The organism is Mycobacterium cookii (assembly GCF_010727945.1).
Lineage (GTDB): Bacteria > Actinomycetota > Actinomycetes > Mycobacteriales > Mycobacteriaceae > Mycobacterium > Mycobacterium cookii.
In genome coordinates this window covers 3,223,321-3,239,437 of the sequence record NZ_AP022569.1, presented here as the reverse complement: position 1 = coordinate 3,239,437, position 16,117 = coordinate 3,223,321, and the positions used below count along the sequence as shown (strand labels likewise).

The following is a 16,117-nucleotide window of genomic DNA, read 5'->3' as shown; positions in this document are numbered from 1 at the left end:
TCGCCGTAAGAATCGACCCGCGCTTGATTCACATCGAATTCATCAGAAATCGGCCCGCGACGGTGCAGGTCAGTGCGCCGGACAAACCATTTCACCCCGCCCGACGAGGCGTAACGCACCATTAATCGCGGTTCGACTCCCGTGTTAAAACGTGGTTAAGTGCCCAACGGTGGTGAACGTGACGGAGCAAAAAACACGCACCACCGGCCATTGGCGGGAGTTGTGGAGTTCCCCCTATCTGCGGACGTCGGCAGTGGTCGCCGGGGGCGTGGTGTTGTATTCCACCAACGAGTTCCTGACGATCAGCATGCTGCCCAGCACGATCAACGAGATCGGCGGCGAGCGGATTTATTCGTGGGTGACGACTCTTTATCTCGTCGGGTCGGTGGTCGCTGCAGCGACGGTAAATACGATGCTGCACCGCGTCGGCGCGGCTATCTCCTATCTATTGGGGTTCGCCGTGTTGGGCGTAGGCAGCCTGGTCTGCGCTGCGGCACCGAACATGGAGGTGCTGCTCGGCGGGCGCTTACTGCAGGGCCTGGCCGGCGGGTTGCTGTGCGGTCTGAGCTTCGCGGTGATCAACGCGGTGCTGCCGCGCTATCTATGGAGCCGCGGGTCGGCCATGGTGGCCTCCACGTGGGGCGTCGGCGCCCTGCTCGGCCCGGCGCTAGGCGGATTGTTCGCACAGTTCGGCGCCTGGCGGTGGGCTTTCGGCCTGCTGGCCATGCTCAGTGTCGGGATGGCGATTCTGGCCCCCGGCGCGCTGACCGCGGACGGTGCCGACGAGGACACCGAGCACGCTGCCGCGCGGGTCCCGGTCCCGTCGGTGGTCCTGCTGGGCGCCGCGGCTCTCGCGGTCAGCGTGGCATCGCTGCCGCACAACACGCTGGCGACGGCCGCCCTGCTGACCCTCGGAGCGCTGCTGATCGGGGTGTTCCTGGTCGTCGATCGCAAGATGCCCACGGCGGTCCTGCCGGCCAGCGTCTACGGCGTCGGCCCGCTGAAGTGGGTCTATCTGACGCTGGGGCTGCTGGTCGCGGCGACCAAGGTCGACCTGTACGTGCCGCTGTTCGGTCAGCGGCTGGCACACCTGGGGCCGATCATGGCCGGGCTGTTGGGCGCCGCGCTGTCGATGGGCTGGACGATCAGCGGCCTGGGCAGTGGATCGCTGAACAGGAACAAGACGATCGTCGGCGTGGTGATCGCGGCTCCGGTGGTCATGGCGCTCGGGTTGGCGCTGGCCGGGGTGGCGCACGTGCAGGATGCGACCGCGTGGATCATCGTCGGATGCGCGCTGGCGCTGCTGGCGGTCGGCGTCGGTATCGGCGCCGCCTGGCCGCATCTGTCGGCGTGGGCGATGAGTGACGTCGACGATCCCGCCGAGGGCGGGGCGGCCGCGACCGCGATCAACTCGGTGCAGCTGATTTTCGGCGCGTTCGGCGCCGGCCTGGCCGGTGTGGTGGTGAACATCGTCGACGGCGGCGGGGTCGAGGCGGCCCGGGTGGCGTTCGCCGTTTTCGCGGTGCTGGCGTTGAGCGCATGCTTCACCGCGTTCCGGGCCGGTCGCCGGCAACTGACGTACTAGCTACGCCGAAGCGGGGCGGGGCTCCACAAACCACTGCGGGTGGCCGAACCAAGATCGAGCCGGGCGGGCTGTTCGTTGGGGTAATACGGCGTCAGCTGCTGCAGCGCCCCCCAGTCCCGGGACCAGTCGTCCTTCAGATAGCTCGAGACGGTGTTGGCGCGCAGCAGCAGCTCGCTGATCCCCAGCGGCCCGCCGCCGTTGTGGTCCATCACCGGCGAGTTGGCCTCGGCGCCGAACCGGTCGGGCAGAATCCGCCATTTGGGCACCTCGACGACGCCGTTGAGATGCCCGAATGGCCGCTGGCACGGAAATGCCAGTCCGACAAGCCAATCGAGAAATACCGGCTGGGTCGAGCCGACCACGTCCTGCAGGGTGTCCAGTCGCGGGATACGCGGCGGCGTCACCGCGATCCAGTGCTGCGGCGCCAGGTCGTCATCGGTCACGACCACCCGGATCTGGGTGGCGTCACGGGGCACCGCGGCCAGCGGCGCGCGTAGGTTGCGCCACGCGGGCGATGCCCCGACGTCGGCGAATCCCGTTGCGCCGCCGGGCTTGTTGGCCGCCGCCTGCTCATCGGTGGCCCACTGCACCTGCACTTCGCCGGGGTTGAAGCGGCCCGCCGCCGACAGCACCAGCAGCGGACCGGCCTGATCGCGGGCAGCATGGTCGGGCAGCCGGTACCAGGCAGAGCGCAGCTGTGACGGGACCTGTGGCCCCGAACGCCAGCTCCCCAACACCGGCGTGCGTGCCGGGTCCAGGTTGTAGGGCAGCCGCGCCCGTGAGCCGTTGATGCCCGGCGCGGGCGTCGTGCCGCCCTCGGTGCCGGCTTCGCTGCCGGTGGTCAGGCCGTCGTCGTAGGCGAAGCTGCGGTCACCCGGCCGCTCCATCACCGGGTCCGCCGAGACATTGGCGGGAATCCCGTTGGGGTCGAACCCTTCCTCGTAGCCGGCGTCCAGAGCGTCCTTGACCGGCACGCTGACCGGCTGCAGCATTCCGGCGTTGGGATCCTGCTCGACCAGCACGTCATTGGCCAGTCCGCAGGTCCGACCGGTCAGCGCTTGCAGGTTGGACCGGCCGACCGACCACGCCGGATACTGTTCCGTCATGCCCAGTGTCAGCGACAGGACCTCGAAGAAGACCAGCGCCCAGGCGGCAATTCCCAACGGCGAGCTGATGATTCGGGCGAACCGGGACTGACTGGGCGGCCCGGCGTCGTCGCCGTTGTTGACGAAGTGGAACCAGGCGGCCAGCAACAGCACCAGCACCGTCAAACCCAGGGCGACGGTGGTGAAGCCGAAATGCCACTGCGGGAACGCATTTGACCAGGGCACGCCGAAGTTCGACACGTACCACCAACCGTTGACGCTGGCCAGCGACAACGCCACCATGAACAGCACCACCGCTGCGAACATGGTCCGGTTGCGGCGCGAGCGCATGGCAGCTGAGGTCACCGCGACCGCGGCCAGCGCCCCCAGCGAGCCGGCCAGCCCGGCGAACACACCGAAGTGGTGCGTCCACTTGGTGGGGGTGAACATCATCGCGATGAACGAGATGATCGTGATGCCGACGATGCGACGGCTCGGCCCGGCCGCGGTGCCCGGAATCCGGCCCTTGCGCAGCGACATGGCGACCGACACCGCCAGCGCGACCAGCAGCGCCAATAAAGCGAACCGGCGCGCGACCGAGCCGTCGGGGCTGGCCATGAACAACCGCTCGTAGCGCAAGTGTTCGTCGAACCAACTCAGGCTAGGGCCCAGCGCGCGCTTGAGCGCGGTCGCCTGCAACTCACCGGCCAGGGTCTGGTCGCGGAAGATCAGGATGCCGGTCACGGTGACCGCGGCCAGGATGGGCGCCAGCAACGGCAGCACGCCGAACTGTCGTGAGCGGCGGTGCACGATGGTGCGCAACGGGCCGATCGCCACCAGCAGCGCGCCAATCGAGGCGATACCGGTGGGCCCGGAGAACAGTGTCAGCGCCCCGATGATGCAGGCGACCGCGACCGGCAGCAACCGACTGGTCGCCACCGCGCGCTCCACCGAACACCAGGTCAGCAGGATGCCCACCGCGATGATCGGCTCCGGCCGCAGCCCGTTGTCAAGCGGCAGCCACACCGCCAGGAACATGCCCGCCGCCGTCCACGCCGCCGCTCTGCTGGTCTTGACCGCATGCCCCAGCCGCGGAATGACTTCCCGGCTCGTCACCCACCAGCAGGCCAGCGCCATGATCAGGGTGGGCAGCCGCATCCAGATGCTGGCGGTCGTGACGTGGGCCCACAGCGCCAGCAGGTCGTAGTACCAGCCGAACGGCGCCTCCGGGGTGCCCAGCCAGCGGTAGTAGTTGGCCATGTAGCCGGCATGCTCGGAGACCCGCGCCATGGTCAGGATGTAGCCGTCGTCGGCGGTGTTGGCGCCGACGAAGTGCCACCACACCAGCACCAGCGTGACCAGGCCGTCCAGCCCGGTGACCGACCACCAGCGCGACGGCAGGAAGCGTCGGTGCCGGGTGCCGTCGGAGGTGTCCAGAACGTGCAGCGCGATCAGTGCGGCGATGGTCGACGCCACCCCGAGCAGCATCGCGGCCATCTTCAGCGTGGTCGGCGAGCTGCTGTAGCGGGTATCGACGGTCGCGGAGAACGTTAGACCGGGCGGGGCCGGTCCGCTCAGATCGGTGAACACCCCGACGATCTGCGGGCGAAAGTCGTAGCCGCTCTTTTCGCCCCGCAGCGGTGAGCCGGGATGTTCGGCATTGGGTCCCTGGGTGAGACCGACGAATTCTCCGGTGACCCGGTCGGCGTGCGCGGTGAACACCACTTTCTGGCAGGCGCCGCTGAGCACCTGGCTCAGTGGCGCGACGACGACCGGCACATTGCGCACGATCAGCACCAGGTCATCGTTGATCCGCTCCATCAGCAGGCCGCGGTCCACCGCCTTCGGCGCCTGCTTGGGCACTGTCGAGAGCAACACCGTCTTGCCGTTTCCGGTCAGACCGGCGGCGGCCTGGCACGGAACGCTGATGTTGAGGTCGGTGGCTACGTAGCCGATCAGTGGGGCTTCGACGCTGCTGAACACGCCGTTCTGCGGCCAGTTCAGCTGAGCGGTGGTCTGTTTGACCGGAAGCAGCGGCGTCGCGAGCGCCAGCAGGGCGCCGAGCAGACCGGCGACCACGGCGACGAGGCGGGCGGTCCGGTACTTCGCGCCATCGTCGCCGGTCGTGTTCACGAAGCTTGATGCTAATTGCTCCCGGCGGGTCGCCTCGGTGGCCATCAGGGTTTACGGACGGCCAGCACGAAGGGGCCGATCTTGGTCACGGTGAACCGCGGGTCGGCGAACATCGAGGCGTTCAGTTCGACCGTGTAGCGGCGCACATTGGGCTGGTTGGGATAGACGTCTTCGGCTAGCCGCAGCGTGTAGGTGCTGGACTCGCCGGCCGAGCCGCCGTGCCGCATCAGGAACACGGTCGGCGGCGCCCACGGCAGCGTGTCGAGGGCGTGGACGAACGTGTCGGGGGTCTTGAGCTTCGACCAGCTCTTGATCGCCGCCGCCCGGTTGTCGAACTGCGCGAGGGGGTTGGCGTAGTGCGACGTCAAGCCCTGGAAGCCGTAGTACGGGTAGTAGGACAGGAAGCTGTAGTCGGCCGTCAGCACCACGGTCTCGTCGCGCGGTTTACCGGTCGCCCGGGTGATCGCGGTGTCGATCTCGCTGTAGAACTTCTCCGAGCTCGGCGGACGGCGATCGCCGCGTTGGCCGTGGCCGTCGGTGTCGGTGTAGGCGATGGTGAGGTCGGGCCGCAGCACGTCGGGGATGTCCTGGCTGAACGCGATCGCCCCGGCCAGCCCGATCGACGCCGCGACCGGCAGCACGGCACGACCCCAGGCTTGCTCGCGGCCACGGGCTTTCACGGCAAGCGTCAGCTCGACGAAGCCGAAGACGCCGGCAGTGGCCAGCAGCACGGTGAGCGTCGGCTGCAGCCGGAAGGACAGCAGCGTGGTGCGGGCCAGTGTCGCCAGCATCGACAGCAGCGACCACAGGTAGACAGCCAGCACACCCATCGCCAGGCCGGCGGCTCGCACCGACGAGCGGGCCCGGATGACCAGCCACACCGTGCCGAGCATGCACAGCGCGCCGAGCAGGGTGAACTGCAGCATCGGGAAGGTCAACTCGGCGCCGTCGGCGGGTAGGTAGTGGGAGGCGCTGCCGGTGTTGCTGACCGGGTCGCGCATCGCCCGCAGCACGAACGGCAGCCAGGTGATCGCGCCGATCGCGGCCGCGATCACAGCGAGCACCGCCAGCCGGACCAGCGGATCGAGCGCCGCCCTGACGCCGTCTCGCCGGCGGGAGGCCAGCAGCCCCGCGGCCATCAGCGTCACGGCGAACGCGCTGTAGAGGAACAGCAGCGTGTAGAAGGTCGCCGCGACGCCCAGGAAGATCCCGGCGCCGACCACCGCCGCCCAGCCGCCGGACCGGATGCCGCTGCGCAGACCCGACCACGTCAGGATCAGCGCCGGCGGCAGCAACACGGTGATCATCGCGGAGTAGGGCTCCGGCGAGCTGTAGGCCAGCGACACGGCGGCCGTCGCGATGGTGACCAGCACCGCGTACTCGAAGCGGATCATCCGCCACCACAACACCAGCGCCACCGCGACCGCGATCGTGATCGAGGTGATCGACCACGGCTTGCAGATCTCCCAGCCCGTCGTATGGGTCAGCGCCGCGACGCGGCCGCCGAGCCAGAACCAGCCGGGCGGATAGAACGGCGGCAGGCCGAGGTAGGTCATGTCGTGCAGCGCCGCGCTGTCGGTCAGACGGGTCAGGTATTCGGTGCGAAACTGCTGATCGACCGAGATGCCGAACAGGTAGAGCTTGGTGGCGCCCAGCGGCATGCCGAGCGTCACCACGGAGAACGCGGAGACGAACGCCAGCGCCAACAGCCTTGCCGCCCAACGCCGACCACGTCGCCAGGTCCAACCGGCGACCAGCAAACCGACGATGCAGCCGACCTGGCCGACCGTGGTCAGTGCGTGCAGTTGATTCGACGACGGGAAGGCCGGCCACTGCACGCCCGCGATCGCGACGAGCGAGATCACCGACACCACCGCAGCGATCGCGGCCGCGACCACCATGTGGCCGACGGTGGCCAGTGCGTTGCGCATCTAAATGGGCAGTCTGCGGAAGATCGGCCGCGGGATGTGCCGCAGCACCATCATCACGTAGCGGAAAGCTCCTGGCGCCCAGACGAGTTCCTTGCCCTTGGCCGCCGAGGTGACCGCCAGGTCGGCGATGTACTCCTTGTCGACGGTGAAAGGTGCTTCCTTGGCGCCGGTGGACTTCCAGTGCTCGATCGTCGTGGTCGTCCGCACCTGACCCGGCCGGATGACCAGAACGCGAACACCGCTGGGCCGCAACGCCTCTCCGAGCCCAAGGTAGAAGCCGTCCAGACCGGCTTTGGTCGACCCGTAGACGAAGTTGGACCGGCGGACCCGCTCACCGGCCGCCGAACTCATCGCGATGATCTGTCCGAAGCCCTGCGCGCCCATCTTCTCACCCAGCAGGACGCCGACGGAAACCGCTGCGGTGTAGTTGATCTGGGCAATCTGGACGGCCTTGCGCTGGTCATGCCACAGCTCCTCGGCGTTGCCGAGCAGGCCGAACGCGACAATCGCCACATCGACATCGCCGCCGGCGAAAGCCGCATCGATGACTTTCGGGTGGCTGTCGGTGTCGACGCCGTCGAAGTCGATCCACTCGACGGACTTGGCACCGGCCGCCTTCAACTGCGCGACGGCCTTGTCCTTGCCGGGATGGTTGGGCAAGTCGGCCAGTAGAATCCGCGCGTGCGCGTTCTGCAGGTAGCGCTCGCAGATCGCCAGCCCGATCTCAGAGGTGCCGCCCAGCAGCAGGATGGTCTGGGGATTTCCAACGGCGTCAAGCACCATTTACAGCAGCTCCAAACGTCGGGCCATGTCCGAGACGAAGACCCCAGTGGGATCGACTTTGCGGCGCAACGCAATCCACTCGTCGATCCGCGGGTACATGGCGTGGAAGTTGTCGGCGCTCACCCGGGAGTCTTTCGCCGTGTACACCCGGCCGCCGAATTCCATCACCCGGGCGTCGAGTTCGTTCAGGAACGCATTGATGCCGGGCTTGTTGGGGAAATCCATCGCCACATTCCAGCCGGCCATCGGGAAACTCAGCGGTGCCCGGTTGCCCGGACCGAAAAGCTTGAACACGTTCAGCGCCGAGTAATGGCCCTGAGTCTGGATCCACCGGATGATGGCCTTGAACTCTTCCATGGCATTCGGCGGCACCAGGAACTGATGCTGCGCGAAACCTGCTGGTCCGTAAGCATTGTTCCACCCGCTGACCAGGTCGAGCATGTGGTAGAACTGCGACAGATTCTGGATCTTGCCGGTGTACGTCCCGCCCAGGCGGTAGTAGACCTCGCCGATCGCCATGAACGACAGCTTGTTCATCGCGCTGATCGGGAAGACGTTGGGCACCGTAAGTAGTTGCGGCGCATCGAATTTCAGCGGGTTCTTGGCCAGCTTCGGCGGCAGCTGATCGAGCGTGGCCAGGCTGCCCCGGCTGATCGACGCCCGGCCGAGTTTCGGCGGCGGACTGATCAGGTCGAACCAGGCGCTGGAATAGGTGTACTTGTCCTCGCTGCCGTCGAGGTGGACGGCGACGGTCTCGTCGAGGTCTTTGGTCGCGACGCCGTCGGCGATGAAGTACGCCGTCTCGGTCGGCGTCATCGCGATGGTGGCCCGCAGCACGATGCCGGTCAGGCCGTTGCCGCCGACGGTGGCCCAGAACAAATCGGCCTCGTCACCTTCGGGGGTGAGGTGGCGGATCTGCCCGTCGGCGGTCAACAGTTCCATCGAGACGACGTGATTGCCGAAGCTGCCCGCGCTGTGGTGGTTCTTGCCGTGGATGTCGCAGGCGATCGCGCCACCGACGGTGACCTGCCGGGTGCCCGGCAGCACCGGCACCCACAGGCCGAACGGCAGCGCGGCCTTCATCAGCTGATCTAGGCTCACCCCGGCGTCCACGTCGGCCAGTCGGGTGGCCGAGTCGATCGAGTGGATGTTGTGCAGCGGCGTCATGTCGATCACCAGACCGCCGCCGTTTTGGGCGTTGTCGCCGTAGGAGCGGCCCAGCCCGCGGGCGATCACGCCCCGGCTCTTCGACTGCCCCGCGCCGCCGTCGGCAACCTGGGCGACCGCCTTGGCGATCACCTCGGGGTCGGGTGTGGACAACACGTCCGCCACCGACGGTGCGGTCCGGCCGAAACCCGTCAGCGGGGTTTTGGTGGTCGGAATGTCACTGCTCAACATCGTCAAAAAGGGTACCTGTCTACAACGGCCGGTCAGCGCAGCCGGAAGATCACCGAGCGCTGAACGACGAAGTTGATCACCGTCGCGGTGCCCTGGGCGATGACGAATGCGGCCGGTATCCGCCAGGGCTCGTTGGCGAACTGGAGGTAGAAGACGTAGTTGATGCCAACCTGCACGCAGTAGGTCAGGGCGTACAGCACACAGACCGCGATGAACCGGGCCTTGCTGGGAGGTGCCCGAAACGTCCACCGCCGGTTGATCAAATAGGCGGTCGTCGTGCCCGCGATGAAGCTGAGCGATTTGGCGACGTTGACCTGTAGCCCGGCCCGCAGCAGCAACACGTACAGCCCGAAGTCGACGACCGCCGACAGTCCGCCGGTGACGATGAACCGCCACGCCTGCGTCTTGAGGGGCAGCTGGGTATTCGCCGCGATCTCAGCCATCGGCGAAAAGTCTACGGGCGCTTAAGACGGGTACTTCACGTCCAGCAACTCGACCTGCTGTTCGCCCTGCGGCGTGCTGTATTTGACCTTGTCGCCGGCCTTCCGGCCGACCAGGGCGAGGCCCAGCGGGCTGCTCGCGGTCAACGCCTCGGACTCCCCGTCGAGGGAGGCCTCTTCGATCACCGAGATCACCTGCATCGTGACCACGTCGCCGTCGGAGAACCGAAGCTTCACCTCAGTGCCGAACGGCAGCTCGTCGCCGTTGGACGGCGCCGGTCCGGCGTGCAGCAGCCGGTCGAGCTCGGCCACCCGCTCGTCGAGGCCGACCAGTTCGTCGGCGCGCTGGATCGCGTCGGCGGCGTCGGCGTGATCGCTGACGGCACCGCGGTCGTTCCGCACCTCGGCTTCCAGCCGATCCCGTCGTTCTTGTAAACGGGCCAGCTCGGCAGCGACGCGCTCGCGTGCCTCACCGGTGAGCCCCGAGGGCTCGACGTTTTTACTCAATTCGGATCAACCTGTCCTAGTGGCAGCTGCCGCCAATATATTCCTCCGCAGCGCGGCGCATGAACGTACATCGACGAGCCCTCAAGGAACGCGCTTTCTAAATACACACATGTTGAGTTATCTGAGATATACATGTGTCTAATATAAACGGGTCGATCGCCACCTGTTGGCATATTTCAGATCGGAGCGTCCGTGCGATAGTTTGCCGTCCCGCACGCGAAACATGTTCCGTTCCAGCCTGTTTGCAGTGATCAGATATCGATGGGTTAGCTGCTGACTCCTTGCGTCAACGACTTCCAAAATAAGTTTCGATTAACTTGTGATTTCCCCCACGCGGCCGAGCTTAAGAGATACCTTAAGCACAACTGAGAACGGCACTCAGACACTTCGGGCGGGAATTCGGGCGGGAATCAGAAGCGGAGGCTTCTTCATGGCTGGAAAACACAGCAAAGGAAATCGTCAATCAGCAACGGCCAAGGCGCGCCGTCGTGCGCGTGTCGCCGGCGTGGGCGGAAGCGCCGGAGCGTTCCTCGCGTTCGGGCTGAGCCCGCTAGTGGGCGCGCCCTCGGCCAAGGCCGACGTGTTCGACGACATCTTCGATTTGGCGATCGGCTCGGCCACCAACTCGGCGTTGACGGCAGTCAACCCGGCGGAATTCCTGGACCCTGCAGTGTTGACCGGCCTGCTGGGGGACCTCAGCACGCCCGCCGGATGGGAGACCTTGCTCGCCGATTTCGCCAACCCCAGCAGCTTTGATGCCGTGTCCGCGAGCAGCACTGCGCTGTCCGACGCCGGCTCGGCGGCGTCGGTGGCTGATTCTTCCTCGAACACTTTCCTGCAGGGCCTTGAGCAATCCTGGATCAACAGCGCGTTCGGCCAGCAGTTCGACACCTCGCTCAACGCGTGGGCTGAGCAGGCCAACCCCGCCGCATTTTCCGCCGCTGACTCCTGCGGCCTGATCTGCAACGGCGCCGAAGGGACCGCGCTCAGCCCCGATGGACAAGACGGCGGGCTGTTCTTCGGTAACGGCGGCGACGGCTTCAGCTACACCGACGCAACTGACCCGACCGGCGCAGCAATGAACGGCGGGGACGGCGGTAGTGCGTTCTACTTCGGTAACGGCGGCGAAGGCGGGACCGGGTTCGACGGCGGCAGCGGCGGCGACGGCGGCAGCGGCGGGCTCTATTACGGCAACGGTGGTGACGGCGGTGATGGTGGTGCGGCTACCGCAATGCACGCCGCCGGTGTAGGTGGCAACGGCGGCGACGCCGGAACATACGCATTCTTTGCGCATGGCGGCGCGGGCGGGGACGGCGGAACCGGCCTGACCGGCACGGCGGGCATGGCTGGCAACCCCGCCGGAGCGCTTAACGGCGGCGACGGCGGTACCGGCGGCAACGGTGGCACCGGTGGATTCTTCGGCGCGGGCGGCGCCGCCGGTAACGGCGGGGTCGGCGGCGAGGGTGGAGTCGGCGGCAACGGCGCGGTCGGCACTGGCGACCTCGGCAACGGCGGCACCGGTGGCACGGGTGGCACTGGTGGCGATGCCGGTGACGCGGGCAAGGCCGGCATCTTCGGAGTCGCGGGCGCTCATGGACTAGACGGCAATGGCGGTAGCGGCGGTGCCGGCGGTGACGGTGCCGCGAGTGGCACCGGTGCCACTGGAGGTGCCGGCGGCGAAGGCGGTGCGGGCGGTACGGGCACCGCGACCGCGGCCGGGCACGGCGGCGGTGGTGGTGGTGGCGGCGGCTACGCCGAGATTTCCAGCAGCACCGGCGGTGTCCTGAATGGCACCAACACGGCGACCGGCGGTGCTGGCGGTGCCGGCGGGGTCGGTGACACCGCCAAAGCAGGTGGCGATGGCGGAACGGGCGGCTATGCCAGCATCTCCGCCACCGGTACCGGCGCAGTCACGAACGCCACTGCGACCGGCGGGGTCGGCGGCGCCGGCGGCGCGGATGGTGGCACTGGCGGTGACGGCGGACACGCCATCGTCGAGGCCTACGGCGCGACAAGCACCGCTACCGGGACGGCGACAGGCGGTGCCGGCGGCGCGGGCATCACTGGCGGCCAGGGCGGCGACGGCGGTAACGGCAACATCTGGGGCGGATACAACGGCACCGCGCTCGGCTACGGCACCGCCAGCGGTTCGGCCAGCGGCACCGCGGTCGGCGGTGTTGGCGGCACCGGCACCGGCACCGGCAGCACGGGCGGCGACGGTGGCAACGCCTACGTCGTGGCAACCAGTGGGTACGGCCACGCGGCCGTCGCCAGCGGCGTCGCTCACGGCGGAATCGGCGGTGCAGGCAGCACCGGTGGCACCGGCGGGCCGGTGGCACCGGCGAGGTCAACGCCGGAGACGGCGGTGCCTTCAGCGGTGGCACTGCCACTGGCGGAAGCGGGACCGGCGGCAACGGGGGCGCCGGCTTCGATGGCGCGACCGGCGGCCACGGTGGTACCGGCGGCGTCTTCGGCGAATACGGTTCCGTCACCACCGGCAGCACCGCCATCGGCGGCGTCGGCGGCGCCAGCGGCACCGGCACGGACGCCGGAAATGGCGGCAACGGGGGTTACGGCTATGTGTTATCGGCCAACCAGGTTTCCGGCGGCAGCGCCATCGGCGGTGCCGGCGGGGTCGGCGGAAATGGCGGCACCGGTGGTGCTGAAGGCGGGGTCGGCGGCGACGGCGGCAACTCGCACCTGTGGGCGGGCACCGACAACACCGCCACCGGCGGTGCCGGCGGTGCCGGTGGGGCTGGCGGCGCGGGCGGTGCCGGCCACGATGGTGGCGCAGGTGGGGCTGGCGGGAACAGTTCTGCCGGTACAGGGGCCGACTTCGGTCCGGCCACTTTGATCACCAACAGCGACGCAACCGGCGGCGCGGGCGGCGCCGGCGGTGCCGGCACCGACAGTGCGGCCGGCGCGGCTGGTGGCACCGGCGGAGTGGCCACTCTGGACTCCAGTGGCGGCTCCACCATCAGTGGCAGCACCGCGACCGGTGGTGCCGGTGGGGCGGGAGGCACTGGCAGCAGCGCCGTCGGCGGCAATGGCAACTACGCCACCATCGACGCATCCAATGGCGGTGCCGTCACTAACGCGACCGCCGTGGGCGGGGCTGGTGGGGCGGGCGGCGTCGCCGCCGGCAGCGCGACCGGGCAGGGCGGCAACGGCGGCTACGGCTACATCGATGCGTCGGGTACGGGCACCTCGGCCACCGGCACCGCGACCGGCGGGGCCGGCGGGGCGGGCGGTACCGCGGGCGGCGAAGGTGGAGCCGGTGGCTCCGGCCAGATCTTCGCCGGCGATGGCAGCGCTCACAGTGGCACTGTCACCGGCGCCACCACCGCCGCCACCGGCGGCGTCGGCGGCGCGGGCACCAGCGGCGGCGTCGGCGGGGCGGGCGGCAACGGCTACGTCGAAGCCATCGGTCCCAACAGCAGCGCTAGCGGCACCGGCGTTGGTGGTGCAGGTGGTTCGGCCACCGGCGCGGGCGCCGTGGGCGGGCACGGCGCCAACGGTGAAATCGACGGCGGCTTCGGCGACCAGGGCGCGACAACCGGCATCGCCTCGGGTAGCGCCACCGGCGGTGCTGGCGGCGACGCCCTCGCGGCCGGCACGACGGGCGGTAACGGTGGCGAGGCCGCCATCGTTGCCGAGGACCCAACCGCACCCGGCGACACGCCCACCGCTACCGGTACTGCCATCGGTGGAGCAGGCGGTGACAGCGGCACGGGAGCTGGCGCCGGCGACGGTGGCAGCAACTCGCTCACCAGTGCCACCGGCAACGCCGGTCAGGCCTGGGTGCAGGCCATCGGCAATGCTCACGTCTTCGGCAACGCAGTCGGTGGGGCTGGCGGCGACGGCGGTAACGGCGGAGTTGCTGACGGCGGCGCCGGTGGCGCAGGTGGCTTCGGCCATGTCATCGGCACCGGTACGCAGACCATCACTGCGGGTACTACCGGCACCGGCGGCGCCGGTGGGGCAGGCGGCGACGGCGCAACTGCTACCGGCGGTCATGGCGGAGCAGGCGGCCTGGGCCAGAACCTCGGCGACCTTTCCGGCAAGGGCGGCGACGGTGGAGTCGGTGGCGCCGGCGGCCTCACTGCCGGCGGTAACGGTGGCCCAGGTCTGCCCGGTGTGGGCACGACGGGCGCTAACGGGGCGGCTGGTACACCCGGCTAAAGCCCGCAAATCGAGTCAGAAACCGCGGCCCAGGCAAACCTGGGCCGCGGTTTTCGTTTAGATGCTGTTCGAGCCTGTCAGCAGCCGTCAGATTCGACGGCCCCGCCGCCCGCGCCGTCCGCGGATGACGTCCTTCGCCGTTTCGCCGATGTCTTTCACATCAGCCTTGAACTGATCACCCACACCGCGACTTTCGAGCTTGCGGTCGCCGGTCACGCGGCCGATCGATTCCTTCGCTCTCCCACGGACACGCTGCAGCTTGTTTCTGAGCTTGTTGGTCGCACTCATCGCACGTCCTCCTTAGGTCGTGCGCGTGAATACCCGCAGGGAGATCAAGGCAACCGGCCCGGAGTTAAACCCAGTACGCCACGCGGGCGCGGTACTGCCGCATCGCGACGGCGGCCATCACCCAACCCACGATGGTCAGCGCCGTCACCACCGCCCAGTGCCGCAGCTCCTGATGCGCTCCGAGCAGCGGGGCCCGGACGATGTCCAGGTAGTGCAGCAGCGGATTGAGTTCGACGATCTTCGCCCACGGCCCCGCGCCCTGCTGTCTCAGTGTCTCGTCGTTCCAGATGATCGGCGTCATGAAGAACAGCAGCTGCACGACCGAGAACAGCAGCGGCCCGATGTCGCGGTAGCGCGTCGCCAGGATGCCAAAACACAACGACACCCAGACGCAGTTGAGCACGATCAGGCCCAGCGCCGGGATCACCGAAAGATCGGCCCAGGACCACGATTTCGGATAGATGATCGCGATGATCAGATAGATGACGATGTTGTGCCCGAACAGGATCATCTGCCGCCACACCAGCCGGTAGACGTGCACGCTCAGCGGGGTCGGCAGCTGTTTGATCAATCCCTCGTTGGCGACGAACACCTCGGCGCCTTCCAGGATGGACGCGTTGATCAGATTCCAGATGATCAGCCCGAGCGTGACATAAGGCAGGTGCACCGACAGCTGGAGGTGAAACAGCTTGGAGTACAGGCCGCCCATCGCGACGGCGGTGGTTCCGGTGGCGATGGTGATCCAGAACGGGCCGAGCACCGAGCGCCGGTAGCGCTGTTTGATGTCCTGCCAACCGAGATGCCACCAGAGTTCGCGTCGACGGTAGCCGTCGACCAGGTCGCCCCACGCCTTGGCCATCGTCTTCGACTGCGCCGCAGCATCAATGAGGGTCATGACGGCCTCTCGAACTGTTCTCGGCGCCCCAGCCGGCGCAGCCGCAGCCACTCCAGCAAACCCTTCGGGTCGCGGCGCGACACCAGGAAGAACCAGCCGAACCGCAGCCACTCCTGGACCAGCAATTTGCGCAGACCCGGCTGCGCCATCAGGTAGCCGCGGTTGCGGTAGGTGAAATACCGCTTGGTGGCGTCGTCGGGATATTGCGTATGCATCCGGCCACCGAGGATCGGTTTGAACTCGGCCGAACCGCACGGATGCAGGTAGCTGGTGTCCAAGCAGGTCCCGAACGGCAGCCCGGACCGGACCAGCCGTCGGTGCATCTCGACCTCGTCGCCGCGGACGAACAGCCTCAGGTCCGGAACGCCGATCGATTCGAATGCCGACGCCCGGAACAGCGCACCGTTGAACAGCGACGCGATTCCGGGCAGCAGGTCCTGGCCCGGCTCGGTGCGCAGTTCGTCGACGCGGCGACGCCAGACCAGACCGCGGCGTAACGGGAACGCCAGCAGTTGGGGGTCGTCGGCATTGCACACCATCGGCGACACCTCGGCCAGTCGGTGGTTGTTCGCGCACGCCAGCAGCGTCGCCAGTACCTGGCCGTCGTGCGGATGACCGTCGTCGTCGGCCAGCCACACCCAGTCGGCGCCCAGTGCCAGTGCGTGCAGGATGCCGAGCGCGAAACCTCCTGCGCCGCCGAGGTTTCGGCGTGACGGCAGATATGTGGTGCGGACCGGCTGGCCGGCAACCAGATCCCGAACGCGGTCGTCGTGATCGTTGTCGACGACGATCAGGTGGTCCGGCAGCCGACTCTGGGTGCTCAGCACATCCAGCGACTTGGCCAGTTCGTCGGGGCGCCGGTGGGTGACGACGACGGCGCACACCATTGC

12 protein-coding genes are annotated in these 16,117 nt (G+C 68.1%); 3 read left to right on the top strand and 9 right to left on the bottom strand.

The features are described 5' to 3' along the window. Positions 1–178: 178 nt before the first annotated feature. Positions 179–1,585, top strand: coding sequence for an MFS transporter (locus tag G6N27_RS15245; RefSeq protein ID WP_163777173.1), 1,407 nt, complete (start codon positions 179–181; stop codon positions 1,583–1,585). Here the strand turns inward: G6N27_RS15245 and G6N27_RS15240 are convergent. The 6 genes from G6N27_RS15240 to G6N27_RS15215 are packed head-to-tail and all read right to left on the bottom strand — an operon-like array spanning position 1,582 to position 9,862. After that, positions 1,582–4,848, bottom strand: coding sequence for an arabinosyltransferase domain-containing protein (locus G6N27_RS15240; protein ID WP_163777171.1), 3,267 nt, complete (start codon positions 4,846–4,848; stop codon positions 1,582–1,584). The two genes, G6N27_RS15245 and G6N27_RS15240, sit on opposite strands and share 4 nt — an antisense overlap. After that, positions 4,848–6,734 (bottom strand): galactan 5-O-arabinofuranosyltransferase, encoded by a 1,887-nt coding sequence (locus tag G6N27_RS15235; RefSeq protein ID WP_163777168.1) that lies wholly within the window; start codon positions 6,732–6,734, stop codon positions 4,848–4,850. The genes G6N27_RS15240 and G6N27_RS15235 overlap by 1 nt, the downstream gene beginning before the upstream one ends. Further along, entirely contained in the window at positions 6,735–7,517 is a 783-nt protein-coding gene (locus G6N27_RS15230) for a decaprenylphospho-beta-D-erythro-pentofuranosid-2-ulose 2-reductase (RefSeq protein ID WP_163777166.1), read from the bottom strand. Beyond that, the gene (locus G6N27_RS15225) at positions 7,518–8,915 is read right to left on the bottom strand and encodes an FAD-binding oxidoreductase (protein ID WP_163777164.1); all 1,398 of its coding nucleotides are present in this window, start codon (positions 8,913–8,915) and stop codon (positions 7,518–7,520) included. It abuts the gene before it with no gap. A 32-nt stretch (positions 8,916–8,947) separates the two neighbouring features. After that, the gene (locus G6N27_RS15220) at positions 8,948–9,358 is read right to left on the bottom strand and encodes a GtrA family protein (RefSeq protein ID WP_163777162.1); all 411 of its coding nucleotides are present in this window, start codon (positions 9,356–9,358) and stop codon (positions 8,948–8,950) included. A 21-nt stretch (positions 9,359–9,379) separates the two neighbouring features. Beyond that, positions 9,380–9,862 (bottom strand): GreA/GreB family elongation factor, encoded by a 483-nt coding sequence (locus G6N27_RS15215; protein WP_163777160.1) that lies wholly within the window; start codon positions 9,860–9,862, stop codon positions 9,380–9,382. A 430-nt stretch (positions 9,863–10,292) separates the two neighbouring features. Between G6N27_RS15215 and G6N27_RS15210 the strand changes: the two genes are divergently transcribed. Beyond that, positions 10,293–12,716, top strand: a complete 2,424-nt coding sequence (locus G6N27_RS15210) for a PGRS repeat-containing protein (protein ID WP_163777158.1) — start codon at positions 10,293–10,295, stop codon at positions 12,714–12,716. Further along, the gene (locus tag G6N27_RS15205) at positions 12,713–14,044 is read left to right on the top strand and encodes a hypothetical protein (protein ID WP_163777156.1); all 1,332 of its coding nucleotides are present in this window, start codon (positions 12,713–12,715) and stop codon (positions 14,042–14,044) included. Before G6N27_RS15210 ends, G6N27_RS15205 begins: the two co-directional genes overlap by 4 nt. Positions 14,045–14,131: 87 nt before the next feature. On the opposite strand, the gene G6N27_RS15200 is transcribed toward G6N27_RS15205, so the two are convergent. From G6N27_RS15200 to glfT1, 3 genes are all read right to left on the bottom strand, one after another. Further along, complete coding sequence (locus tag G6N27_RS15200) at positions 14,132–14,332, bottom strand: CsbD family protein (RefSeq protein ID WP_163777154.1); 201 nt, start codon at positions 14,330–14,332, stop codon at positions 14,132–14,134. 64 nt (positions 14,333–14,396) lie between these two features. Then, positions 14,397–15,227, bottom strand: a complete 831-nt coding sequence (gene wzm, locus G6N27_RS15195) for a galactan export ABC transporter permease subunit Wzm/RfbD (RefSeq protein WP_163777152.1) — start codon at positions 15,225–15,227, stop codon at positions 14,397–14,399. Continuing rightward, positions 15,224–16,114: a galactofuranosyltransferase GlfT1 gene (glfT1, locus tag G6N27_RS15190; RefSeq protein WP_372513023.1), complete on the bottom strand. Its 891-nt coding sequence runs from the start codon at positions 16,112–16,114 to the stop codon at positions 15,224–15,226. The genes wzm and glfT1 overlap by 4 nt, the downstream gene beginning before the upstream one ends. Positions 16,115–16,117 lie beyond the last annotated feature (3 nt).